22 protein-coding genes and 1 tRNA gene are annotated in these 25,231 nt (G+C 48.3%); 11 read left to right on the forward strand and 12 right to left on the reverse strand.

Annotated elements, in window-relative coordinates:
• Positions 1 to 8 precede the first annotated feature (8 nt).
• The gene (locus EV12_RS10725) at positions 9 to 1,208 is read right to left on the reverse strand and encodes a cysteine desulfurase family protein (protein ID WP_036915176.1); all 1,200 of its coding nucleotides are present in this window, start codon (positions 1,206 to 1,208) and stop codon (positions 9 to 11) included.
• Positions 1,195 to 2,307, reverse strand: a complete 1,113-nt coding sequence (dapF, locus tag EV12_RS10730; protein ID WP_036915728.1) for a diaminopimelate epimerase — start codon at positions 2,305 to 2,307, stop codon at positions 1,195 to 1,197. Before dapF ends, EV12_RS10725 begins: the two co-directional genes overlap by 14 nt.
• 26 nt (positions 2,308 to 2,333) lie before the next feature.
• Here dapF and EV12_RS10735 point away from each other — a divergent pair, with 26 nt between their 5' ends.
• A complete protein-coding gene (locus EV12_RS10735; protein WP_036915177.1) occupies positions 2,334 to 2,555 on the forward strand; it encodes an Hfq-related RNA-binding protein in 222 nt (73 codons plus the stop codon).
• A gap of 57 nt (positions 2,556 to 2,612) precedes the next feature.
• Positions 2,613 to 5,249 (forward strand): leucine--tRNA ligase, encoded by a 2,637-nt coding sequence (gene leuS, locus EV12_RS10740; protein WP_036915179.1) that lies wholly within the window; start codon positions 2,613 to 2,615, stop codon positions 5,247 to 5,249.
• Positions 5,250 to 5,255: 6 nt separating this feature from the next.
• Here the strand turns inward: leuS and EV12_RS10745 are convergent, their stop codons facing one another.
• A complete protein-coding gene (locus tag EV12_RS10745) occupies positions 5,256 to 6,854 on the reverse strand; it encodes a glucose-6-phosphate isomerase (RefSeq protein WP_036915729.1) in 1,599 nt (532 codons plus the stop codon).
• Positions 6,855 to 6,941: 87 nt separating this feature from the next.
• Here EV12_RS10745 and EV12_RS10750 point away from each other — a divergent pair, with 87 nt between their 5' ends.
• Positions 6,942 to 7,754, forward strand: coding sequence for a hypothetical protein (locus EV12_RS10750; RefSeq protein ID WP_036915180.1), 813 nt, complete (start codon positions 6,942 to 6,944; stop codon positions 7,752 to 7,754).
• On the opposite strand, the gene EV12_RS10755 is transcribed toward EV12_RS10750, so the two are convergent.
• Entirely contained in the window at positions 7,746 to 8,684 is a 939-nt protein-coding gene (locus EV12_RS10755; protein ID WP_036915181.1) for an N-acetylmuramoyl-L-alanine amidase, read from the reverse strand. The genes EV12_RS10750 and EV12_RS10755 overlap by 9 nt on opposite strands.
• Positions 8,666 to 10,363, reverse strand: a complete 1,698-nt coding sequence (locus tag EV12_RS10760; protein ID WP_036915731.1) for a M61 family metallopeptidase — start codon at positions 10,361 to 10,363, stop codon at positions 8,666 to 8,668. The genes EV12_RS10755 and EV12_RS10760 overlap by 19 nt, the downstream gene beginning before the upstream one ends.
• 259 nt (positions 10,364 to 10,622) lie before the next feature.
• Between EV12_RS10760 and purN the strand changes: the two genes are divergently transcribed.
• Positions 10,623 to 11,321: a phosphoribosylglycinamide formyltransferase gene (gene purN, locus EV12_RS10765; protein WP_241466609.1), complete on the forward strand. Its 699-nt coding sequence runs from the start codon at positions 10,623 to 10,625 to the stop codon at positions 11,319 to 11,321.
• Here the strand turns inward: purN and argC are convergent.
• Entirely contained in the window at positions 11,318 to 12,424 is a 1,107-nt protein-coding gene (gene argC / locus EV12_RS10770) for an N-acetyl-gamma-glutamyl-phosphate reductase (RefSeq protein WP_052039603.1), read from the reverse strand. The two genes, purN and argC, sit on opposite strands and share 4 nt — an antisense overlap.
• Here argC and ribBA point away from each other — a divergent pair.
• Entirely contained in the window at positions 12,305 to 14,197 is a 1,893-nt protein-coding gene (ribBA, locus tag EV12_RS10775; RefSeq protein WP_241466608.1) for a bifunctional 3,4-dihydroxy-2-butanone-4-phosphate synthase/GTP cyclohydrolase II, read from the forward strand. The genes argC and ribBA overlap by 120 nt on opposite strands.
• Positions 14,198 to 14,217: 20 nt before the next feature.
• On the opposite strand, the gene EV12_RS10780 is transcribed toward ribBA, so the two are convergent.
• The 5 genes from EV12_RS10780 to dnaK form a co-directional block, all read right to left on the reverse strand.
• Positions 14,218 to 14,646 (reverse strand): peptidylprolyl isomerase, encoded by a 429-nt coding sequence (locus EV12_RS10780; protein WP_036915736.1) that lies wholly within the window; start codon positions 14,644 to 14,646, stop codon positions 14,218 to 14,220.
• A 266-nt stretch (positions 14,647 to 14,912) separates the two neighbouring features.
• Positions 14,913 to 15,863, reverse strand: coding sequence for an N-acetylmuramic acid 6-phosphate etherase (gene murQ, locus EV12_RS10785; RefSeq protein WP_036915187.1), 951 nt, complete (start codon positions 15,861 to 15,863; stop codon positions 14,913 to 14,915).
• A 2-nt stretch (positions 15,864 to 15,865) separates the two neighbouring features.
• The gene (locus EV12_RS10790) at positions 15,866 to 16,276 is read right to left on the reverse strand and encodes a DUF3110 domain-containing protein (protein ID WP_036915189.1); all 411 of its coding nucleotides are present in this window, start codon (positions 16,274 to 16,276) and stop codon (positions 15,866 to 15,868) included.
• A 51-nt stretch (positions 16,277 to 16,327) separates the two neighbouring features.
• The gene (locus EV12_RS10795; RefSeq protein ID WP_036915191.1) at positions 16,328 to 17,230 is read right to left on the reverse strand and encodes a DnaJ domain-containing protein; all 903 of its coding nucleotides are present in this window, start codon (positions 17,228 to 17,230) and stop codon (positions 16,328 to 16,330) included.
• Positions 17,214 to 19,208, reverse strand: a complete 1,995-nt coding sequence (gene dnaK / locus EV12_RS10800; protein WP_036915193.1) for a molecular chaperone DnaK — start codon at positions 19,206 to 19,208, stop codon at positions 17,214 to 17,216. The genes EV12_RS10795 and dnaK overlap by 17 nt, the downstream gene beginning before the upstream one ends.
• Before the next feature lie 147 nt (positions 19,209 to 19,355).
• Between dnaK and pstC the strand changes: the two genes are divergently transcribed.
• The 3 genes from pstC (at position 19,356) to pstB (ending at position 22,118) form a co-directional block, all read left to right on the forward strand.
• Positions 19,356 to 20,309 (forward strand): phosphate ABC transporter permease subunit PstC, encoded by a 954-nt coding sequence (pstC, locus tag EV12_RS10805; protein WP_036915195.1) that lies wholly within the window; start codon positions 19,356 to 19,358, stop codon positions 20,307 to 20,309.
• Between the two features lies 1 nt (position 20,310).
• Positions 20,311 to 21,231: a phosphate ABC transporter permease PstA gene (gene pstA / locus EV12_RS10810; protein WP_036915197.1), complete on the forward strand. Its 921-nt coding sequence runs from the start codon at positions 20,311 to 20,313 to the stop codon at positions 21,229 to 21,231.
• A 68-nt stretch (positions 21,232 to 21,299) separates the two neighbouring features.
• Positions 21,300 to 22,118: a phosphate ABC transporter ATP-binding protein PstB gene (gene pstB / locus EV12_RS10815; protein ID WP_036915199.1), complete on the forward strand. Its 819-nt coding sequence runs from the start codon at positions 21,300 to 21,302 to the stop codon at positions 22,116 to 22,118.
• A gap of 362 nt (positions 22,119 to 22,480) precedes the next feature.
• Here pstB and EV12_RS10820 read toward each other — a convergent pair.
• A tRNA-Ser gene (locus EV12_RS10820) sits at positions 22,481 to 22,567 on the reverse strand.
• A gap of 238 nt (positions 22,568 to 22,805) precedes the next feature.
• On the opposite strand from EV12_RS10820, the gene EV12_RS10825 reads away from it, so the two are divergent.
• From EV12_RS10825 to EV12_RS10835, 3 genes are read left to right on the forward strand one after another with little or no spacing between them, the layout of a single operon-like run.
• On the forward strand, positions 22,806 to 23,693 hold the full coding sequence (locus tag EV12_RS10825) for an inositol monophosphatase family protein (RefSeq protein WP_036915201.1): 888 nt from the start codon (positions 22,806 to 22,808) through the stop codon (positions 23,691 to 23,693).
• A 22-nt stretch (positions 23,694 to 23,715) separates the two neighbouring features.
• Complete coding sequence (locus tag EV12_RS10830) at positions 23,716 to 24,894, forward strand: ATP phosphoribosyltransferase regulatory subunit (RefSeq protein ID WP_036915203.1); 1,179 nt, start codon at positions 23,716 to 23,718, stop codon at positions 24,892 to 24,894.
• Positions 24,895 to 24,929: 35 nt separating this feature from the next.
• Positions 24,930 to 25,154, forward strand: coding sequence for an indolepyruvate ferredoxin oxidoreductase subunit alpha (locus EV12_RS10835; protein WP_036915204.1), 225 nt, complete (start codon positions 24,930 to 24,932; stop codon positions 25,152 to 25,154).
• Positions 25,155 to 25,231 lie beyond the last annotated feature (77 nt).

Raw genomic sequence — 25,231 nt, forward strand, 5'->3', positions numbered from 1 at the left:
AGTAAGGCTCAGTCTGTCGAGGCTGCAGCAATCATGGCCTGTTGCAGCAAATCAGGAATCTGTTGCAGCTGCGTTTCTTCTAACCAGGAACCCAGAGAGAAACGTAATCCTGATTGAAGCCATTCAGGTTTGATCTGCATGGCCTGCAGTACATCACTATTTTTTGGTTGCCCTGCCATACAGGCACTACCACTGCTTGTTGCCACACCAAGTCGTGAAAGTTCTCGCACAACAGCCCTACCAGAGATGGGCTGGTCATCTCCTGATCCCACAAGCATGGATATATGGTGAGGCAAACGATTGATTGGATCGCCGGTGAAGTGAAGTCCAGGCAAGGTCTGCAGGTTGATTCTCAACGCGTCACGCATTCTTTGAACTTTGTCCTGATCGGCCATCTCAACATCAGCGAACCCTGGCCTGGATAGCTTCAACTGTTCAAGGGCTATCGCCATACCTGCTGCTAAGGCGACAGATTCTGTACCAGCCCGAAGCCCCTGTTCTTGGCCACCACCACCTTGTAAAGGTTGTAAAACCTCGATCAATTCAGGTCGTAATAGAAGCAAACCAATTCCCTTAGGTCCCTGAAACTTGTGTGCTGATGCGCTTAATAAGTCTATCGGCAGATCAGCCCAAGAAAGTAGTCCCTGACTAAGAACTTGAGTGGCATCAGTATGAAAAACAATGCCCCTTTCCCTACAAGCTAAGCCAATCGTCTTAATAGGTTGAATGGTACCGACCTCACTTTGCCCCCAGATGATTGAGACCAATCGTGTTGGCGGAGCAAGCATGAGTTCTAGATCCTCAAGTTTGACGCGACCTAGTGGATCAACAGGCCAGTAACACACATCCCAACCCTGATGCTTGAGGGCCTGAGCTGCTGCAAGAACAGCAGGATGTTCTACCGCTGAGATCACTAGACGACCCGACTGCATGGAACGAGCCATGCCCAAAAGGGCTAAATGAATAGATTCTGTAGCTCCTGAGGTCAAGACAACCTCGGTTGCGCTAGCCATTAGGCATGAGGCGATCATCTGACGACTGCGTTCAAGTAACTCAGCAGCGATCAGGCCTGTGCCATGAAGACTAGAGGGATTACCCCAAACACTCTCCTGAACTTCCAAGATGCGTCGAATCACCTCTTGTCGAGGTGGAGTCGTTGCAGAAGCATCGAGATAAATTTCAGATGGGCTCGAACTAGATCTGACCATCCCTTCCTAGAACGATTCCAGTTTGATATCCAAATGAATCACCAGCAGGAGTGATAACGCTTTCTAATAAGGGACTATTTAAACAATCATTTACCATGTCAAGGGAATTAATCTCAGTTTTTTTGTCTTTTCCAAGATAGGAGTCTCTATTCATTCTAGAGCTATTAATATTTGCTGAATATTCGATGTCTTCAACTAATGCGATCTGATCATCTTGAGGTAAGACCTCATTATGACTTGGTGTGAGAAGAGGTGTTAAAACCCCGTCAAAAACAGGTTCAGCGGGCCCGGTCATAAAAACAGAACCCCTACGTCCTGGCCAACTGATCCGTAATACACCTCCTGGCAAAAGAACCTCCGCATTGTCATCAGAAAGGCCTAGCAAACAGGCTGCTACAAGAGATGCACAGGCTCCTGTACCACAAGCCAGGGTTGGTCCCGACCCACGCTCCCAAACCCGAATTTCAAGTTGATTCGGGCTGTGTATTTTCAGGAAATGAACATTTGTTTTGGCTGGGAAAGCCTGATGTTTTTCAAGACTTTGTCCCCAATTCTCAAACGGAATACTTTCAAGATCTTCAACAGGCACGATCACATGGGGATTACCCATTCCTACAGCTGCAACATTCAATGATGTGCCACCCAAGTGGCACTCGCCTTGGGGCAATCCAGCAGCGCCGATTGTCAGGGTGGTAGGTATCGATTCTGGATCTAAGAATGGAGATCCCATATCTACGCAAATTTGTCCATCTTCTTGCAAGATTGGACAAATTATTCCTGCTAGGGTTTCGATGTTCCACCGCTGAGCAAACAAATCTCCGTCGATATCAGCCAAGAAACGTGTTAAGCAACGGATGCCATTGCCACACATTTCGGCCTGGCTGCCATCAGCATTGAAAATCTGCATTCTCAGATCGCCATCAGCCCTAGGCGGCAAAGCAAGAATCAGCCCATCAGCTCCAACCCCGAAGTGTCGATCACAGATTTTTCTTACCCAGGCTGGATCAGGATTTATTACTTGTTTAGTCAACTGACCCTCACGCCCATCAATCAGTAGGAAGTCGTTGCCGAGTCCCTGATATTTGCTGAACTGCAACATAACCAGCATGTAACGATCCCAATCCTATGGAGCCCCCCCCTCTCAATCCCAGCCTTCCAGGGATTCGTCTGATTCAAGGTTGGGTGAGGGACGAGATCCCTCTCAGTCTTGAATTAGCTGATGGGCTCCGACTGGAAGGACGCTTGCTTTGGCAGGACCCGGAATTCCTTGCCCTGGAACGGCCTGGATCGACCCAACCTGTGCTGGTTAACCGTCGGGCTGTACTGATAATTCGTCCACTGGGCTAACTCAACTCCCCAGCGTCATCTTGTTATGACACGATCGAAAGTTGGTGAAACTTGTTCGTGACGGAGTCTTTCCCCTCAACGTCTGCCTCCAGCCACTCCTCAGCTCGATATGACCCTATTGAGCTTGAAACGCGTTGGCAAAAGGAGTGGTTACGACAAGGATTAGATCGAACGCCAGTCGCTGAAACTAACCAGAAACGCTTTTACGCCCTGTCGATGTTCCCTTATCCATCAGGGAAACTGCACATGGGCCATGTACGCAATTATGTGATTACCGATGTGATTGCCAGGGTGCAGCGCATGCGCGGTGATGCGGTACTCCACCCAATGGGATGGGATGCATTTGGCTTACCAGCTGAGAATGCAGCCATCGCAAGAAACGTCGATCCAGGTGATTGGACAGACCAAAATATTGCCCAAATGAGGGCCCAGCTTGATCGGCTGGGTTTGTCGATTGACTGGGACCGGCAACAGGCGACTTGCCATCAGGACTACTACCGCTGGACCCAGTGGTTGTTCCTTGAACTTTTTGCGGGTGGATTGGCTTATCAGAAGGAAGCGACAGTCAACTGGGATCCCGTCGACAAAACTGTTCTGGCTAATGAACAGGTCGATGGCGAGGGTCGTTCATGGCGATCAGGCGCTCTTGTGGAACAGCGACAACTCAAGCAATGGTTTCTCAGAATCACCGACTATGCCGATGCGTTAATTGATGACCTTGATGAATTGACTGGTTGGCCCGAGCGTGTACGCACGATGCAAGCCAATTGGATTGGACGCTCTCATGGTGCTGAGATCAAGTTCAGAGTTGCTGGTCAGACCAACTCAATCATCACGGTGTTCACAACACGGCCAGACACACTTCACGGTGCAAGCTATTTGGTTTTGGCACCTGAGCACCCCTTGGTGGAAGCCCTAACAAGTCCGGAGCAACGTATTGCTGTAACTGCGTTCTGTGACCTTATAAGCCAACTCAGCGTCAAAGAACGCACCGCTGAGGACCAACCAAAACGTGGGGTTCCGATCGGTGCACAGGTGATCAACCCAGTGAATGGTGAATCACTACCAGTTTGGATTGCCGATTACGTATTGGCTGACTATGGCTCAGGAGCAGTCATGGGAGTACCAGCTCATGATGAGAGGGATTTCATCTTTGCTCGCAGCCACGAACTGCCGATACGCATTGTGGTGCAGATGCCAGATTCAGACGAGCATCACAATGATGGACAAGCCTGGACCGGAGCCGGAGTACTTATAAATTCCGGAGCCTTTAATGGCCTCTCCACAGAGGAAGCGAAGGTCGCGATTACAACCCATGGGGCGTCTAAAGGTTGGGCTCAAAGCAAAGTGCAATACCGTTTGCGCGACTGGCTCATTTCTCGTCAGCGCTACTGGGGTTGCCCGATCCCAATCATTCACTGTGCAAGCTGTGGAATAGTTCCTGTTCCGCAAGAGGACCTTCCTGTAACCCTTCCTAGGGACATAGATCTTTCTGGAAAAGGAGGATCCCCCCTAGCGCAAGAACAAGATTGGGTTCAAGTGTTATGTCCTTGTTGCCAGAAAAGCGCTTCTCGAGAGACCGACACCATGGACACCTTTATGTGTTCTTCATGGTATTACCTACGTTTTGCTGATCCACTCAATACTAAACGACCATTTGATAAAGATATTGTTGATGAATGGTTGCCTGTTGATCAATATGTAGGTGGTATTGAACATGCAATCCTCCATCTCCTGTATGCACGCTTTTTTACCAAAGCACTCCACGATAGAAACTTGATCAGCGTTAAAGAACCATTCAATCGATTGCTTACTCAAGGGATGGTTCAAGGGCTCACCTACCGCAACACTAAAAATGGCAGTTATATTTCTCCTGAACTTGTTACTGATGAAGGTGATCCGAGGGACCCAGAGTCTGGAGATAAACTAGAGATCCTTTTTGAAAAGATGTCTAAATCAAAATATAATGGTGTTGATCCTGCCGTTGTGATCGATCGATACGGAGCTGATACCGCCAGAATGTTTATTCTTTTTAAAGCGCCACCAGAGAAAGATCTGGAATGGGATGATGCAGATGTTGAAGGCCAATTTCGTTTTCTGCAACGACTCATTCGTCTGATTGATAGCTTCGTATGGCCTAAAACTGAAGAGGGTAATATCTCCATCTCTTCCACCAACTTGATCATAGATTCAGCTAATCTCAGTGAAGAAGAGCTCAATATGAGAAGAGCTACTCATATGGCTATTGAAGCAATAACTGAAGACTTAAGTGGTGATATTCAATTGAATACAGCCATCTCCGAACTGATGAAGCTATCCAACTCCTTGAGTGGACATCTAGATAAGGTCCGTAGTGAAGTGGCTTTAGAGGCTCTTTCAGTTTTAGTTCGATTAATGGCACCCTTTGCTCCTCATCTTGCAGAAGAATTCTGGTTGAACCTCCATGGGGAAGGAAGCATCCATCAACAATCGTGGCCTGTAATCGATCCAAGCGCACTTTTACTCGAAACGATTGACCTCGTCATTCAAGTCAAAGGTAAGGTACGTGGAACAATCCAGGTTCCTGCTAACGCAGACAAAACCAAATTAGAAGAATTGGCCTTAACAAGTGACATCGCCGCCAAATGGTTGGAGGGTCAACCGCCTAGACGGATCATCGTTGTGCCAGGCAAGTTGGTGAACTTAGTGCCATAGAAAAGATCAACCCTTGCTGAAACGTAGTGAAGTCGGAATTCCCCAATCACCCTCTGCAACGTAACCACGATTATTCACAATTAGATGCCTCATGATCCAAAAGATTGCTTCTTCTGACCCATCTCCAATCGCTTGATGTATCTCTAAAACTGAACGATCGACACCATCAGCAAACAAGTCTTCAACTCGAGACTGCAAGTTAAGGATGGCAGCGGCTGCTTTCTTACCTGATTCCACTCCAGGCTGGTGATACGCATTAATATTGACAAGTTCCCCATATAGACCAACTGCCCTTTCAAACAACGCAACTAATGCGCCGAGTCGACGAGGATCAAATCGACGCATCGAAATGCTAAGGCTTTGACGACCTCCCTGGCTGAGCGCTGAGCGAGTGCCTTGAAGGAAGCCATCAAGAAAATCACCTGGATGCTCATTGTTGATGGCCGGTATGTCTTCAGCATCATCAAGCACCTCAATGAATGTCGCGAAGAAATTGTCAACACCATCGCGTAATTGCTGCACATAAGCGTGCTGATCAGTTGAGCCCTTGTTGCCATATACAGCAAGGCCTTGATGAACAACATTGCCATCCCGATCTAGACGCTTGCCAAGCGACTCCATTACCAGCTGTTGCAGGTAACGACTAAAGACCTCAAGGCGATCTCGATATGGAAGCACAACCATGTCACGACGCCCAAGGCCATCTCCTGCAACAAACCAAGCAGCGGCCATCAGAGCTGCAGGGTTGCTGTTGAGATCAGACACACGTGTGGCCTCATCCATTTGGGCAGCACCAGCAAGAAAATCACGGATATCACAACCAATCAAAACTGCCGGCAAAAGGCCAACAGCACTCGTGATGCTTGTTCTACCCCCAACCCAATCGAACATGTCAAAACGCTTAAGCCAGGATTCCTTCTGTGCAAGCTGATCTAATTGGCTATTGAGCATCGTCACGGCAACTGCCTGCCCCGCCCAACGACCGCCCATCTCTTCCAGACGTTGACGAGCCTGCTCCATGCCGAGGTGTGGTTCCGGAGTTGCGCCAGATTTACTTACCGTGACAACCAAAGTCGTGCTCAGGGCATCTCCAAGATTGCCAAGTACGCGACTCATGCCATCTGGATCCACATTGTCGAAAAAATGGAATCGCAATCCCTGCTCAGCATTCTGAAGAGCACGGATGATTAATAAAGGTCCTAGACCACTGCCTCCGATCCCGATCCAAAGCACATCAGTGAACTGTTTGCCATTGGGGGCTTTGATGAGGCCATTGACCACATTGCTGCCAAAGGTCTCAATCAGGTCAATTTCCTTGGCAATGTGATCACTGACCTCTTGATCAGGCGCCAGCTGCGGCTGACGCAGCCAGTAGTGGCCGACCATCCGCTTTTCGTCAGCATTTGCGATAGCTCCCTGTTCCAAAGCCTGCATGGCCTTGAAAGCCTGATCAAAGCGTGGGCTTAGCTGCTCAAAATCTGCTGCATTGATATGCATTCGGCTGATGTCCAGCCAAATTCCAAGATCGTTGTGAAACCAAAGCAAATTGCAAAAGCGCTGCCACTGAACCTGGGCATCGCTGGCGCTGAAATCCGGGAAACTCATCAGCTGATGCACGTTGCTCACAGCTCGAAACTATCCACGATCAAAACGCTTGCCCATTTTCTCAGACACTCAGGCTAGCCTCGCGCGATGATCAAGACCCTTTTCAGTCTCCTACAAACGCTCAAAAGAGGTCTTCGACCAAGCAACTTTGCAGTCCTGGCTTCGCTTTTCTTGGTTGTCATGGTTGAGAACCATGACCGGCATGCAAGCAAGACGCGGCAATCTCCACCGCTGAATATTGCAACCGTTAATCACCTTGATCCAACCGATTTCACAGCAGAAGAGCTCAGATATCTTGAAAAGCGCTTCGGGGTACATGGCCCTCAGACGCCTTTAGCCCAGTTGTTCACACGAGGAATTGATCACCTTCAGCCACTGCGGGCTCAGACAGTCAATCGACTGGATGGATTAAAACCTGTGATCGTTCGCGAATCCAAGCGATACCGTGTCAACCCAATGCTGGTCACAGCAATCCTGTTTGATGAAATTCAGCATTCAAAACCAGGCGAAGACATCCCTTTTGTGGCTCACTCCGGTCTATTGAAGACCCATGGGCCAGCCCAACTAGGCATCTCTGAACTCATCCATCAAAAACGTTTGCCTCAGCATCCAACGGAAGTACAGATTGCAAGTGCACGTAACTTGCTTCTCAATCCAGAATCTAATATTGAATTACTTGCAGGAAAGATTGCGCGTCTTAAGGGTAACTTAGGATTACCTTCTAATGCCTTAATCCAAGCCAGTAGCTCATATAAACATGCCAAAGCGATCGCCACACTGGCCTATCTTCATAATGGCAAGCTTGACTATCCCGCAAGAATTCTTCGTTATATGCAAGACCCTGAACTACATGGTCTTATTTATTCCCAACGATCTTCAGCCCAGACGCCCTTAATCTGAGGGATTTCTACTTAGACAAAGATAACCAATTGCCGCCAGTCTTCGCTGCAGATATGACCAATCAAAACTACGGGGATCTGATCGCTCGCCTGCTAAATCAACATGCTGATGAGTAGTGATATTTTCTGGGGGAATATTGAAGCGATCCATCCAATCTGCCAAGACCAGAGCAAGAGAATCATATTGATTGTCGCTATAACCACTATGGTTTAAATAGCCATTGCGACCATCCCATGGTGTTTCTAGGCTGACATGCAATGCGAAGTTATTGACGGATCCCTTAAAGCGAGGATTTGTTACAACCCACTCGCCAAGAAAAGCAGAATTCCCTGCTCCATATGCTCTATTAATTGGGTCTACAACATCAATGATTTGTCCATCTAATGTGATTAGTGTGTGGTAGCTAACTTGATCTTCATCCTTATGATGATAATCTTTAAATGTATACAGTGCAGAATGATACGAATCCGTAGTCTCATGGAGAATCACGACACTAGGTGATGGATTAATTCGACGTCCATAGAGATCCAAGCGATATCTTTTGCCATAATTGGATGCATCAATGACTACATTATTGCGTTCAGTTGCTAGCCGCTCTTGACGGTGATTAAGATTTTTCTTAAGCCTTTGATCGATATTAGAACATTGTTTTGAAAGTGGCGATGACCATGAAATTGCCCGCGGCGGCTTTTGTTGACTTGTTGATCGCAGGCCGTTTAACTTTTGATTATATTCGTCAGAAAATTGGTCGCGCCGTTCTGCATGAATTTGTAGATTTTGATTTGATTTTGGCTGATCATCATGACTGTTCCGCTTTGCTTGCCAGATGAATATTAACAAACCACTAAGAGTAAGAATGAGTACAATTAGGAATCGCTTGTTTTTGCTTTTCATAGACATAATCAGGGTGGTTATATAATCTGAAACCATCTCTCCCGTAAATCGCATAACTCAGATGATGCCTCAGGATCAACAATAATCTCCCAGTGATCGACTTGTGGCAAACCACTCGCAAGTGTTATTTCACTAAGTCGTCCTCGTCTAGAATAAATTATCGATACAGGCTGTTCATTTGAGATAAGTTTGCATAAATCATCGACCTTACGCAGTCGAAATCCGCCAACGGCAAGCAATTCATCTCCGACTACAAGACCTGCATGATGGGCTTGGCTAGATAGTGCAACTCGTGACACCAAAACAAGACCTTCTCGTTCAACTAGAGTAAGCCCTGTTTCTCTTTTGTTTGAATATCTCTCTTCAAACCGTAGTCCAAGATCTTTGACTATCGAAATCAACGGGAGAGAGTCAGGTTGATCAAGCCATGCATCAACCTCATTCGCCGTACTGGGATCGAACTTAGCGATAGCAGCTTTGATGTCTAGCCTGGAATATCCTCGATGACTACGACCAAACTTCCGCCAAAGGTCACGGAGAACTTGCGTTAATGACGAGTTTTGTTGACGCAGGCGAACGTCCAGGCAAAAGGCCATCGCAGCACCAAGCTTGTAGTAGCTGACCTGTGAATCGGCACTAGCCGGTGTTGCTTTATATAATTTCACCCAGGCTTCACGTGAACTGTCAGCCAGGCTCTGTAATTGACGACCTGGGTTGATTAAAAGAGGTGAAAGCTCTACAGATAAATCTTTTAGCAATGTTGAGCGATCGCTTAGCCCAGCAAGGAATGGCAGGGTGAGGTCAAGGTAGCTAGTGACACCTTCGGCAAACCAAAGTCCATCACTAATCACAGATTGAGAATAATCGTAAGGTCGATACTCCCTGGGTCGTAGACGTCTCACATTCCATTGATGCAAATACTCATGCCCTATCAATTGTAGGAGCTTCCGATAGCCATCAGGTTCCGCTAGTGCACGCCAGGAATAATGCAAAACTGCGCCATAGTCATGCTCAAGACCGCCATAACCAGTTTCTAACATATGAATCACTAATTGGTAGAGATCTCCTGCTGGTGGAGGTTCATCCATTAGACAGCAAGTAGCATTACAAACAGCGATGGCATCATTCACAAGGTTCGCTGGCCATCCCATAGGAGGATCGCCAATACAGAGAAGTTGATGAGAACTTTTTTTGACAACAAAGGGCTGAGAAACAAAATTGCCAGCATGAACAGGAGCATCGACAAGATGATCAAAATCCTTAGCCCAGAGTGTTTCCTCTCCAGGTAGCGGAACGTAGGCATTCCAACCTGCTGGTAGGGCCAGGGTGAGGCAATGAGGAGCCCAACGCTGACCATCAATTTCCATTACAGCAGCCGCAAGACAAAGGGATGCAAAATCCGGATCTAAGTAGCAAGTGCGAACAGTGAGCTGCCGAGCCTCAATGACATAGCTAAGGGTGACAAGATCCAGCGTGTCGAGATCAGCCTTCCAACCACTTGGGCCTATCCGTTGGACTTGACGATCATTTGAGGCCTGAGAAAGGTTCAGACTGTGGAGATACTGAACATGGTCTCTAATGGTGTATGAGCCTGGGGTCCATATCGGCAGAGCCCAACTCTGACGATGTGTTCTTGGTTTCCATTTCAGACTGACCTTAAAGGTCTGACTTGCCTTGTCACACAGATCAAGATGGACGTCAACAACCTCGATCACCTCAAGCAACCCCAAAAACAGCCTCAGCCGTTATGCGACAACTGTAATGGTCCTGGTGAAGGGTATCTTGACGGAACATGTTCTGGATCATGGCTGTGAGCCATCTGAAGGCTTGACTTTGTCTAAAAAAATCATGGATCAAAGAAGGGGTTCCAATTGGATGCTGAATACAGGAATTAGGTTGTGAATTGGATGTGCTTAGAGCATGCAGCTGGTCTTCTCGATCGTCAACAAGATGAACAACTTAGATGAAAAGAAGATGAATCTTATCAGCGCCGCTACGAATCCTCGTCAGAACAGTTGCTATGAAAAGGATGAGAAGCGATCGCTTATCTGGCCGCCCCCCTCGGCCAGACCAAAATTCAACCCTCGCTTAAATCTTGGCGTGATGGCATCAGGCAATGGCAGCAATTTCGAAGCCCTGGTTAAAGCCATTCAAAATTCTGAACTTGATGCTTATATTTCCATATTGGTGGTTAACAACCCTAACTGTGAAGCACGTCACCGGGCTAAACGGCTAGGTGTTCCTTGTGTCATCCACGATCATCGTGAATTCATTAGTCGAGAAGAACTGGATGAGGCGTTGGTAAAGACATTCACCAACCATGCTGTAGAAGGCGTGGTGATGGCCGGCTGGATGCGAATCGTTACCCCAATCCTGATTGCTGCTTTCCCGAATCGCCTTCTTAATATTCATCCATCTCTGTTGCCTAGCTTTCGAGGTTTAGATGCAGTTGGGCAAGCATTAAAAGCGAAAGTTCCTATCAGTGGTTGTTCCGTTCACCTGGTTACACCTCAAGTAGATGACGGACCGGTGCTTGCGCAAGCTGCAGTGCCAGTATTGAGCTCAGACGACCATCAGAGCCTCAGCAAAAGGATCCAGAGCATGGAACATCAACTGCTTCCACTATCTGTGGCTATTGCAGGCCGGAATTGGAGAAACACAGCTCAAAATTAAGGGTAGAATGTTAGTAAAGACATGCCGGTGGTTGGTGGCAGTCCAGCCATCAGGTTTAGACATTGAACCCCTTGACCAGCTTGGCCTTTAATCAGGTTGTCGACAGCGCTCATCAAGACAAGCCGGCTGGTGCGGTTGTCGACCTGAACAGAAAGAAGAGCTTTGTTGGAGTACTTCACCCACTTAGTCGCTGGATACGTTCCCACAGGAAGAACATCGATGCAGGGATGATGTCGATAGACAGCTTTAAGCACAGTTGTGCAGTCCTCAGCGGTCAATCCTGGATCTCTCAGGCGTCCATAAACCGTCGCCAGCAGTCCACGCACCATCGGTACGAGATGAGGGGTGAACTGAAGCTCAATCGGCTGTCCGGCTACCTCACTAGCAAGTTGTTCGATTTCTGATGTGTGTCGATGCCCAACCACGCCATAAGGCATGATCGACTCCGAGGCCTCTGCCAGAAGAAATTGTTCTTTGGCCACCCGCCCTCCACCAGAGGTGCCGGTCTTTGCATCGATAATCAAACCATCGTTTTCGATCAATCCCTGTTTTAGAAAAGGCAGCAAGGGCAACAGACTTGCGGTTGGGAAGCATCCTGGTGCAGCTACAAGATTTGCGACTGCAATTTCAGGTCCCTTCCATTCAGGTAACCCATAAACAGCCTCTCTACACAGCTGAATATCATCTCGATTCAGATTTTGAGCTTCATGAACATAAACTTGTTTCCATTGTTCCAGTGAGCGATAGCGAAAGTCAGCAGAGAGGTCTACAACCCGAACATTGCGCTTCAGCAGTTGCGGTGCTAGTTGACAGGCAAGTCCATTGGGAAGACTGAGGACTGCGTAGTCGGCGAATTCAGCGATCTTGTCGGGATCGGGAGATTGAACTTCAGGGTCATCAGGGATGGGTAAAAAAGGGCAAAGCTCACTCCATCGCCTGCCGGCACTTCGTTCGCCGCCCAGGTAGGTGACATGGAGCTGGGGATGGTCCTCAAGCAATCTGATTGTTTGAAGACCGCCGTAGCCCGTAGCGCCGATAACCGCTACTCGGTTGCCTCGAACCTGAGAAATGTCAGAGGCTGGAGAGCGATGGGTACTTTCCATTGCCTTCATCGGACGCCGGCTGATCGTACTGGTGTCGATAATGACTGCAGCACGTTCATCCCTAAGGCTCTGAGGACATCTCCTATACCCGCTGAATCGGTCGACATCCGCTTCGACGACATTTCTGACGCACTTGCCGCTATCCGAAACGGTGAATGCGTTGTGGTTGTTGATGATGAGCGCAGAGAAAACGAGGGCGACCTAATTTGTGCTGCTCAGTTCGCAACGCCTGAGCAAATCAACTTCATGGCAACAGAGGCTCGTGGTCTGATCTGCCTTGCTATGCAAGGCAGTCGCCTAGATCAACTTGACCTGCCACTGATGGTTGATCGCAACACAGATGCCAACCAAACGGCTTTTACGGTAAGCATCGATGCAGGCCCTGAAAAAGGGGTTTCTACCGGTATTTCAGCGGAAGATCGAGCGCGCACGATTCAAGTTGCCCTGCATCCGGAGACTCGTCCAAGAGACCTGCGCCGCCCAGGACATATTTTCCCCCTTAGAGCTAGTCAAGGAGGAGTTCTCAAAAGGGCTGGGCATACAGAATCCGCCGTGGATTTGTCACAGCTGGCAGGACTTGCTCCAGCAGGCGTGATCTGCGAGATCCAAAACTCAGACGGATCAATGGCAAGACTGCCGCAATTGCAAAACTATGCGCGGCGTTGGGGACTAAAGCTCATCAACATCGCCGATCTCATTCGTTACCGTCTTGAGAACGAACGCTTTGTATACCGTCAAGCCACTGCCGAGTTACCAAGTCTCTTTGGCAGTTTTCAGGCAATCGGCTATTTAAATGGATTGGATGGATCAGAACACATTGCTCTAGTCAAGGGCGATCCACGAGAACTGAAAGAACCAGTTTTAGTGCGCATGCACTCCGAATGTCTTACGGGAGATGCTTTTGGATCACTGCGCTGCGATTGTCGCCCCCAACTCGAAGCAGCGTTGGCTCGCATCGAACAGGAAGGTGAAGGCGTGGTTGTTTATCTCCGCCAGGAAGGTCGCGGCATTGGCCTAATTAACAAATTAAAGGCCTATAGCCTTCAGGATGGCGGTCTAGACACTGTTGAAGCCAATGAAAGTTTGGGTTTCCCTGCAGATCTGCGTAACTACGGGGTTGGTGCTCAAATCCTCACTGACCTTGGCATCCACCGTCTACGTCTACTTACAAACAACCCACGCAAGATTGCTGGACTGGGTGGATATGGCTTACAAGTCGAAAGTCGTGTACCCCTAGTGATTTGTCCTGGAGATCACAATGCCGCTTATTTGGCTGTAAAGCGCGAAAAACTTGGTCACTTGATTGATGCAGGCAAATCAGAGAATCAAACTCCTGAAGTTGGACCTTTTGTTGTGGTTGCCTGGGACGGTGAAGTGAACGGAGAGACGCTGGCTAAGCTGAGGACGCGTGCACTTGATTGGGCCACAATCAATGGACTGGAGCTCATAGCAGAAAGCTCACCACGTCTACTTGCCCTATGGGATCGCCCCCTCTTTGTATGGCGTGTATGTCCACGAGTCGAAACCTCCTCTGAGGTTTCATCAGATCCACTTAAAAAAGCATCGTTGGAGTTACTGCTTCAAGAATTGATTCAATGGTCAGGTAGCCGTCGGATTGGTCTTCTGCGTACTGACCGCGCTGAGCAAGCAATGCATCCTCCTCAGGATCTAAAGCGAGAAGAGCGGTCATTGGCAACACTATCTAGAGATGATTTTTCCCCACTAAAAGATTGGGATACCTCGAGCTTTCCCAATCTGATCCTTTGGTCATGAAATAGACCAACTATATATTTTCAATCCTCTTGAATGGTTACTTTGTTGATCCTAGATCCGTTCTTTAAGGCTAAGACCACATCGATGTTGGCGGCCTGACCGAAAACGGTATGCACACCATCGAGATGAGGCTGAGTATCATGGACAAGAAAGAATTGACTTCCACCAGTGTTCTTTCCTGCATGTGCCATAGAAAGAGATCCGGCCAGATGCTTTCTGCTATTTATTTCACAATTAATCGTATAGCCAGGTCCACCGGTTCCAGGCATTCCCTTTGATCCCTCACGTGTATTTGGGCAACCACCCTGAGCCATGAAACCATCGATCACACGATGGAAAGACAGACCGTCATAGAAACCCTCCTTAACCAGCTTTGTGAAATTGGCAACCGTGTTGGGAGCATCATCATCAAAGAGGTCCAACTCAATCAAACCAGCATCAGTGTCCATCAGGGCCTTGGTCACAGTTGGATACACAAAAAAACATTCTAGTCAGTGAGTCCAACTTCCGCGACATCTCTAGAAATATTAATTAAATTATAGCAATAGAATCAATTGAAATATTGACAGCATTTAAAAAGGACTGGAAGGCTTGATAAGCAATAGATCTATGCCGTTTAAAGATATTGAAAGCGCATAGAATCTATTATTACTATAGTGAACTTGACGCGTAGAACGAACTTATTATCTTGCTTTTAGCCAAGAAACAATCAAAATCAAGCAATGCAATGGCCACAACTCGCAAACGCTGTTCGCAATTGATTGCCATGGTCTATCAGGAGTTTCTGGGCAGCCTCAGCATCTAAACCGCAAGTATGCATCAGCAGTGCTACTTTTACAGAGCCACCGCTTGATTGAAGCAACTCAATACCAAGATCTCGATCAACATCAGCTAAATCATGCAGGATTCGCAAGGCACGATCCATGAGCTTGATGTTGCTAGCCGCAACATCAACCATGCGATTACCAAAGACTTTGCCAAGACGAACCATCGCACAGGTTGAAAGAATATTTAGAACCATCTTTGTTGCAGTACCGGCCTTCAAGCGCGTGGAACCTGTGAGTAATTCAGGGCCAGTCAAAAGTCGAATATCGATGCTGCATGGCAATACAGCTTGTTCTATAGGCACACATGAAATTGCAATTGCCAAAGCATTGATTCCCTTTGCGTAGGCAAGTCCTCCTTTGACATAAGGAGTCGTTCCCCCGGCAGCAATGCCGACAAGACAATCAGCAGGGCCAAAGTCGCGCTCTTCAAGATCCTTTTGCCCTGCCTGTTCAATGTCTTCAAGTCCCTCGGAACTTTTCAGCAAAGCTGCGCTCCCACCAGCAAGAACACCCTGAACAAGATCAGGATCGCTGCAAAACGTTGGTGGGCACTCTGCGGCGTCAAGAACACCTAGTCGTCCTGAGGTGCCAGCACCCAAATAAAAAAGGCGTCCTCCGCTTTGAAGCCGGCCCGTAATCGCTTCAACTGCCTCAATAAGTTCGGGAATAGCCGCTGCGACGGCGCGCTGTGGCTCTCGGTCCTCTTCGCAGAAAAGTGTCACTAAGGATTCTGTGGTTAGTTGATCCAGACATTCACTTTTGGGATTGACCTGTTCAGTCAACAGATGCCCTCGATCATCTGAAGGATGCAAATTGATGTCTTCAAATAGATTGGTCATGTTTAAATCAGCCCTTCAAGCCGCTTACGAATCTCTTCAAGATCTGTTGATTCAACCTGCTGATCCAATCCATTGCCGTCAGCAACGGAACGATCCTCATCCTGCCAGTGACTCACATCTCGATTTGATTCTGGTGGAGCAAATAAAAGACGCTCCTCATCAGTTTTTGGCATAAAGCCAACCTCTACAAAACGAGCTTCATATCCGGCCTGGCGACAGAATTCTTCAATCTCATCACGGCCAAGCTCCTCAACAGTCGGTAAAGGAAAGTCTTGAGCCTCAAGAAGACCGGCATAACGCTCGGCATCATCAGCGTTTTCGAACATCAGCACAGCTGTCTTGCCAGCAAGTTCGAGGGAATGAATACCCTCGTTGTCTTTACCGGCGTCATAGAGAAGGACGAACACGCGCATGTGGATCAGGCCAGACCTATGGGCTCTCTCATTTGATTATCTAATTCGGCTTCATAGATTATCCGGATCAAGAGCCAATTCTTGAAGTCGTCGGTAGAGGGCTCGTTCGGCTTCAGCAAGTTCAGCAGGAATAACCACCACAATTTCAACCAATTGATCGCCTCTGCGTCCATCAAGCTCAAGTCCCCGTCCGCGAAGTCGCAATAAACGACCACTTGATGATGCTGGAGGCACTTGGAGTGTGACAGGACCAGAGAGAGTTGGGACATCCACAGCACAGCCAAGAGCTGCATCAGGTGGAAACAACTCAAGGCGATAAAGCACACGAAGTCCGTCAATCCTGAGTCTGTCTTCTGTTTGAACGCGTAACTGAAGGAAGTGGTCACGTCCTCCAGGTGCTACGCCTACAAGACGTAACCGCCAGCCATCGCCAGCCAAAGGCGGTGTATCAACCTCTACAAGAGTTCCGTCATCGAGCTCAAGATCCACGGAAGTTCCATAGAGGGCTTGCTCAGGAGTCAGCTCGACCAACGTCTCGAGATCATCAGTGGCCTGTACGGGAGGCGGAGGAGGAGGTGGAGACGTCGCAGGCCAGTCGACTTGAGTTGAGGGGAAAGGGTCAGCAACGTCAACAGGCTGTTCGTCTGTGCGCTCCAAGCCGAGGACCACTTCCAGATACTCATCGAAAGTTGGAAAACCAACTGCGAATGGATCAGAAAAGGCTTGCTCTGTCGACAACGATCCCTGCCAAGCAGCGCGACGTCGTGGATCACTAAGAACGGCATAGGCCTCATTAACCAATTTGAAGCGTTCCTCGGCATGGCTGTCATTGCCATTGAGGTCTGGATGCCATCGCCGTGCTTCGCGACGAAATGCCCTTTTGAGCTGGGAAGCGTCACTGTCTGGAGAGACACCTAGCAATGACCAGTAATCCGGTTTAGCGGTAGAAGTCATCGTCCCAGGGATTTAGCTCACGTCCCCTGTAGCTGCGTCGGCCGTCGGACGACCGAGTAGGGCTATTCCAAGGATCTTCATCCCAGTCATCATCTGAGAAGAGCTCATCTTTCAACGAGCCAAGAGTGTTACGTATGCCCTGGAGTGGATTGGCGTCAGTACGCCGTTCTGATGAAATGCTTCGGTTCAAGCCAAAAAGGGCTTCCTGTAGTGAAGCAACAGCAAGCTCAAGTTCCTGTAAATCATTCTGCTCAAGCAGGTCCTGCACATCGCGCATAGCAGTCTCTACAGCCCGCTGCTGCCGCTCAGCCCCATAGGGGCCCAGCTCCAAAGCTGCATCACGAAGTCTTCGTTCAGCTTGACCAACAAGTGTGAGTGCACCATTGCGACGATCAATTGATGCACGACGACGACGATCTTCTCCTGCCTTCGCTTCGGCTTCGGCAAGCAAGGCTTGCAATTCCTCTTCGTTAAGGGTGGAACCTCCCTGAATATTCACAGATTGCTTGCGGCCTGTGGTGCGATCAGTTGCACTTACTTGCAAGAGACCATTGGCATCGATATCAAAGGCCACCTGCACCTGGGGAACACCTCTTGGTGCAGGAGGAATGCCAGACAGGCGAAAGCGACCCAGAGACTTGTTATCTTCTGCCAACTGACGTTCACCCTGCCAGACGTGAATTTCAACTGACGATTGGTTGGCCTCTGAGGTGCTGAACACGTCGGATTGGCGCACTGGTATAGGTGTATTTCTTGGGATCAGCACTTTCATCAACCCACCAACGGTTTCAAGCCCAAGTGAAAGCGGTGTGACATCGTTGAGCATCAGATCTCGAAGCTCACCGGTAAGGATTCCGGCCTGAACAGCTCCGCCAACAGCAACGACTTCGTCAGGGTTGACTGATTGACAAGGTTCACTGGCAACGAGGGTTCGCAGCAATTGCTGAACCATCGGCATTCTGGTGCCACCCCCAACAAGCACAACATCATCAACATCATCAGCAGACCAGCCAGAATCACGAAGAGCGGTCTGCACCGGATTCAGAAGACGATCGAGAAGGTCGGGGCAAAGGCCTTCAAAAGTGGGGCGATCAAGGCTGGTCTCGATATGAAGAGGGCCATCTGGCCCCGTTGCGATAAAAGGCAGAGAAATCGGAGTACTAAGCACACCAGAGAGTTCCTGCTTCGCTTTTTCTGCTGCTTCAATCAATCGTTGCAGTGCCTGGCGATCACGGCGTAAATCCAGGCCATGCTTCGTATTAAAAGCTTCAGCGAGCCAATCAACAATGCGCTGATCGAAATCATTGCCCCCAAGTTGGGTATCACCACATGTGGCCTTGACATCAAAAACACCATTGGCGACACGCATCAGTGAGACATCAAAAGTCCCGCCACCCAGATCGAACACAAGAACACGGCGAGCGGCACTGCGATCAAAGCCATAGGCCAGTGCAGCAGCAGTGGGTTCGTTGAGGATCCGTTCAACTGTGATTCCAGCGAGCCTGCCGGCGTCACGAGTCGCCTGACGTTGAGCATCATTGAAATAGGCCGGAACTGTCACTACAGCAGCTTCAACAGGCTCTCCTAGGTATGTCGCAGCATCATCCACAAGCTTGCGAATGATGCTGGCCACAAGTTCTTCGGGTGCATATTCACGCTCCGTCACTTGACAGGAGACACGCACGTTTCCCTGTTCATTGGCCCGGACGGTGTATGGAACAGAGAGACTGCTGTCCTCCATTTCATCCCAGGCCCGTCCCACGAAGCGCTTGAGATTGGCAAAGGTATTTCTTGGATTGAGAACCAACTGGCGACGTGCCAACTGACCGACAAGAAGCTCTGATTCTTTGCTGTAACCAACAACTGAGGGTGTCGTGCGACTCCCCTCCGCATTAGCGATCACTTGAGGGCGACCAGCCTCAAGCACCGCAACAACGGAGTTTGTTGTCCCTAGGTCTATGCCAACAATCCGCCCCATGGCCGCGTTTACTGAAGCTCCAAGGTAACGGCGAAAAGCACCCTAAACCAAGCCTTTTTAGCAGTGTGGATGGCTGACTGTTAATGGCCTGTTAATGCAAAAGCGCCCCTCTCAGGATTAGGTTTCTTGTGTCTGTATTGCTGTGGTATGCCAACTGGTGTGCAGAAGGAGCTGTACGTGCTCAGAAGACGTCCGGCTTATGAAAAATTCGTCGACAGCAGCTTTAGAAATATCGCCATATCAATGGCATCCATGGTTGCACTGATCCTTGTAGCGATTCTGATCGTTGTCTTTTGGGGGTCACTTGAATCGATGGGGCGCTATGGGTGGAAGTTTCTAGTGACATCAAATTGGAACCCTGTTGATGATGAGTACGGCGTGTTAACCGCCATCTATGGAACAGCGATAACCTCATTTCTTTCACTATTAATTGCTATACCGCTAGGTGTAGGAACAGCAATTTTTATAACCGAAAGCTTCATACCTAGAAGAGCTAAAAACATCATAGGAGTAATGATTGAACTACTTGCGGCCATTCCATCTGTGGTACTTGGCCTATGGGCAATCTTTGTAATGGAGCCGTTCCTAAGACCCTTGCTGTCATCCCTGTATATATATTTTGGCTGGATTCCATTTTTTAGTACTCAGCCAATGGGCCCTGGAATGACCCCAGCAATCTTGATACTTGTCGTGATGATACTGCCTATAATTACAGCTATTTCAAGAGACTCACTCAATCAAGTTCCAATTAGCCTTCGTCAAGCAGCTTACGGGGTTGGAGCAACCCGTTGGAGCACAATCATTAATGTCATTCTACCAGCGGCGATTTCGGGCATTGCAGGGGGCGTACTACTTGCGCTGGGACGAGCCATGGGTGAAACAATGGCAGTAACAATGATTATAGGAAATTCTAATAACTTTAGCTGGTCATTGCTTGGACCAGGCAACACAATCGCTGCGATGCTAGCCAACCAGTTTGGAGAAGCCGATGGAACTCAAGTCTCATCACTTTATTATGCAGCATTTATTCTTATGGTGATTACGCTTGCGGTAAATATCGTTTCGCAATGGATGGTCAAACGACTAAGTCTTAAGTACTAACATGAAATCTATGACTAGCCAAGCAACTTCAACAAGTGGGGCTCTATCCTCCAGTCTTCATTACAATCCTGGCTTGAGACGTAATAGAATTAATAGAATTTTTACAATATTATCAGGGCTATTTTCCTTTGTAGCCATTCTGCCACTAATTCTTGTCTTGACCTATGTAATTTTCAAAGGAGCAACCAGGTTAAGTATCTCTCTTTTTACTATGCTTCCGCCTCCACCGGGACTCGATGGCGGAGGTATTGGCAATGCCATCTTGGGAACTATTATTGTCACTTGCATAGCCGGACTAATTGCTATACCTATTGGAGTTGGTGGAGGCATCTACCTTGCCGAATATGCACGTGAAGGACCATTCTCTAGATTTATACGTTTTGGCACCAATGTTCTTTCCGGTGTTCCATCAATTATTACTGGCGTCTTTGTCTACGATATAATTGTATCTTCACGGGTTATCCTTGGCAGTTCATATAGTGCTATAGCTGGCGGAGTAGCACTCTCAATACTGATGTTGCCAACAGTGATAAAAACGACTGATGAAGGCCTAAAACTAGTACCAGACAATCTACGCAAAGGTGCACTTGGAGTAGGCGCCTCTAAATTCGTAACCATCACCCACATCACATTGCCTATGGCATTTACTCCAATCGCTACAGGGGTTGTTCTTTCAGTTGCTCGAGCAGCTGGTGAAACAGCACCATTGATTTTTACAGCACTCTTTTCATATTTTTGGCCAACGGGGTCAGATGCTTTCCTCAATCCAATCGCGACACTTTCGGTCTTGATTTATAATTTTTCAACTCAACCTTACCAAGTCCAGAATGAATTGGCTTGGGCAGCTTCATTTGTTCTTGTAGTATTTATTCTCGCCATGAATATCCTTTCACGCTGGATTGGTCACGTAACCTCAAAATGAGACACATACACAACACTATTTCTATCTTGACGACTGAACCGCCTTCATTATTACTCGCGCGTTGAGCCATGACAGTCACTTCCTCTCCTGGCAAAAAGCAGTTATCAACTGATCCCTGCATATCACTACAGAACGTCACTATAAGTTACAATGAATTTGAAGCCGTACGACATGTTTACTGCGAGATACCCCGCGGCAAAATCACAGCTTTAATCGGACCATCTGGATGTGGTAAATCAACAATTCTGCGATCTCTAAATCGCATGAATGACTTAATAGAAGGATGTTCTCTCACCGGTCGAGTGATGTTTGATGGAGACGACTTATATTCCCCAAATATCGATCCAGTTGAAGTTCGTCGACGCATCGGAATGGTATTTCAGCAACCCAATCCATTCCCTAAAAGTATCTATGAAAATATTGCATTTGGAGCGAGAATTAATGGATTCAAAGGTGATATGAATGAGCTTGTTGAACGCTCCCTTCGTCAAGCAGCTGTATGGGATGAATGCAAGGATAAGCTTAAGGAGAGTGGATGTTCTCTGTCGGGTGGCCAACAACAAAGGCTGTGCATAGCACGGACAATCGCTATTGAACCAGAAGTCATTTTAATGGATGAACCCTGTTCAGCTCTTGATCCTATTTCTACACTTAAGATCGAAGAGACTATGCATGAATTGAAAAATAGATTTACCATTGTAATCGTCACTCATAATATGCAACAGGCTGTTCGAGTCAGTGATTTTACAGCTTTCTTCAATGCTGAGGCACAAGAAGGTGGATCAGGAAAAGTTGGTTATCTTGTTGAGTTCAATGAAACAGAGAAAATCTTCCATTCACCTGCTCAGGAGGCTACTCAGAATTATATTTCCGGCCGCTTTGGTTGAAGGGGTGATGGATAATTGAGAGGATAAGAGGATTTATTAGAGCTAGTAATCTGATGTCTTGCTTTGTAATGGCGAGTGATAGTTATCAACTAATCTCTAGAAACAAATAAAATTAAAACCTACATTAATAGAAGGCATTAATACCAAAGTTGCACGCGATCGATTACGTAATTTTCGTAGCCCGTGCACAAATGCCTTGGTCTTCGTGCCGACACGCTACGACTATAAAACCAAAAAGCCATTCAGAAACTACGAGACGGCATCAGACGGATGACAGCCAGAAAGTGCCCGAAAACGACTGATATAAGAGCGTTCCAAAAGGAAGCCCATACCGCATCAGACGGTATGAGACTTCCCGGAAACGGAGAGGGAGGGATTCGAACCCTCGATAGAGTTGCCCCTATACAGCATTTCCAGTGCTGCGCCTTCGACCACTCGGCCACCTCTCCAGCAGCTTTCAGGCCCTCGTGAATGTAGCAGGGCTCTCCAGTTGACCCATACATGACACCAAAACACAGAATCCCAGTCCACTAGCGACAAACGAGATGTCCTAACTTTGTGAGCACAAAGCAATCACTCCACTGGAAACGGAAACTCAGGATCAAGAGCCGCTCTATGGACTGAGGTTCAGAGGATCATTCAATCTATAAATTCCTGATGGCATACCAAATTGATAGGTAGTGACGCTTGACACCTCTGAACTGTTCCCTTGCTGCTGAGCAAGCTGGCTTGAACGATGAAGATCTGGCTGGCCTTGCAGCGGTAGCGCGTAAGGCCTCTGAATGTGGTGGTGCCATTTTGATGGACCACTATGGACATCTTGAAAGCATCGAAAATAAGGGTCGTATTGGCGATCTTGTCACCAATGCAGATCTAGCCGCTGAGAAGTCTGTACTCGAATTTCTCCAGCAGGAAACTCCTAACATTGCCGTTCTCGCAGAAGAAAGCGGATCATTTGCTGGCCAAGGCTCGCTTTGTTGGTGTGTTGACCCACTAGATGGAACAACCAACTTCGCTCATGGCTATCCGTTCTTCGCTACGTCAATTGGACTCACTTGGCGGCATACACCAATCCTTGGCGCCATAGCTGTGCCTTTCCTTGAAGAGATCTACTGGGCAGCCCCAAGCCTGGGTGCATTTTGCAATCAAAAACCGATCAAGGTTTCATCATGCAAAAGCCTGGTTGATTCCTTGCTTGTGACTGGTTTTGCCTATGACAGGCAAAACCGCTTAGACAACAACTACGCCGAATTCTGCTGGATGACACACCGAACACGTGGCGTGCGACGTGGTGGTGCAGCAGCAGTGGACATGGCCTTTGTAGCAGCTGGACGACTCGATGGTTATTGGGAACGCGGTCTTGCTCCATGGGATCTTGCTGCTGGAGTAGCCCTGGTGGAGCTGGCTGGAGGGCAGGTGACTGATTACCGCGGTGACACATTTGATCTGAATAGTGGCAGGGTGCTGGCCTGTCCGCCTGGAATGCAGAAGCTGCTTGTTGATCAACTCAGCAAAGTAAAACCCCTTGAAGCCGATTCATTTGGCGCTCCCGAACTCGGGGTCATGGGATCCTGAAGTCACTCCGAGAAAATCAGGGATGGCCCTGCAACCGGCAGCGGGTGCTCGCGATCTGAACCCACAGCAGGTCGAGCTAAACCAAAAACTTAACCAGCGACTAGCCAAGGTTTATCGACTATGGGGCTACGACGAAGTCTCTCCTCCAAGGGTCGAGCGACTCGAAACCTTGAAAGCTGGTGGTGCTATTGCCAGTCAGGACATCGTGCGATTGGTGGCCGATGAACCCCTTGGTCTACGACCAGAGATGACAGCATCAATCGCCCGCGCCGCTTGTACAAGGCTTAGACAAAGACCTCGTCCTTTGAGGCTATGGGCTGCAGGAACAATTTTTGAAAGCCGTATTGCTGATGAAGGAAGCCTTTGCATCGAAGAAAACCTGCAAAGCGGTGTAGAGCTCTTCGGGGTCGAACCCATCAATGCGGAAATGGAGCTTCTTTCTCTGCTGTTTTCAGCAGTGGAGACTCTCGAACTGAGTAAACGACATAAGCCTCGTTTACTGGTTGGCCACACAGCATTGATGGACCTCATCATGCTGCCATTTCAAAACGATCTGCGCGAAAAAATAAGAACGGCATTGATCCACTACGACCGCCTTGCTCTTGAAAACCTGCAACTGCCTAACGATCAATTCGAGCGCCTACTCCATCACTTGGAGTGCCGTGGTGAACCTCTAGACGTGCTCGAACGCTTATCAGGCCAGTTTGGAACTCAGCAAGCACTCAATAACCTGCAAAGGCTATTTGAGCAGATGGGTCCACTTGCCGCTGATCAGGGGATCGACTTGCAACTGGATCCAACCTTTCAACCCCATTTTGAGCTCTACACCGGGTTGGTGTTTCAGTTGGTATGTCAAAGCGATGCTGCACCTGTCGTGATTGCTCGAGGGGGGCGTTACGACAACCTTGTGGCTCGTTGCGGTGCAAAAGGGCTTCAAGCCGCAGGGGTGGGATTTAGCTTCGCTATAGACGACATTCGTGAACTGCTTACCAAGGAGATCAGAGCGTCTGAAGCTGTGGAATCAACCCTTGTTGCCTACGGGGATCAAACATCACTGGAACATGCACTCAAGCGTCAGCGTCACTGGCACAAACAAGGCCAGCGTGCCGTTGTTGAACTTGAAGCCTGTCGCGATCGTGAAGAAGCCTTCAGCCGTCTAGCAGATCGGGGCTGTAGCACGCTGGACTGGTTAGATCATTAGGATCTCGAGAATCTCGTCGTCCGATCTGCAAGGCCATGCCACACAGCATCGTGACAGAAATTTGTGAAGGGGTTGCTGACTGTGCGCAGGCATGCCCGGTCGGCTGCATTCAGCCTGGTCAAGGCAAAAACGACAAAGGAAGAGATTTCTATTTGATTAATTTCGACATCTGCATTGATTGCGGTATCTGCCTCCAGGTCTGCCCAGTAGAAGGAGCTGTCCTTGCTGAGGAGCGACGTGACCTACAGCGAAGCAGCTGAAATAATCACTAGGTACGGTCACCCCACCTAAAACCAGCTTGAGACCTGAGGCAATGACTACCTAAGGTCAAATCCTA

Origin of the sequence: Prochlorococcus sp. MIT 0701 (genome assembly GCF_000760295.1) — a bacterium.
GTDB lineage: Bacteria > Cyanobacteriota > Cyanobacteriia > PCC-6307 > Cyanobiaceae > Prochlorococcus.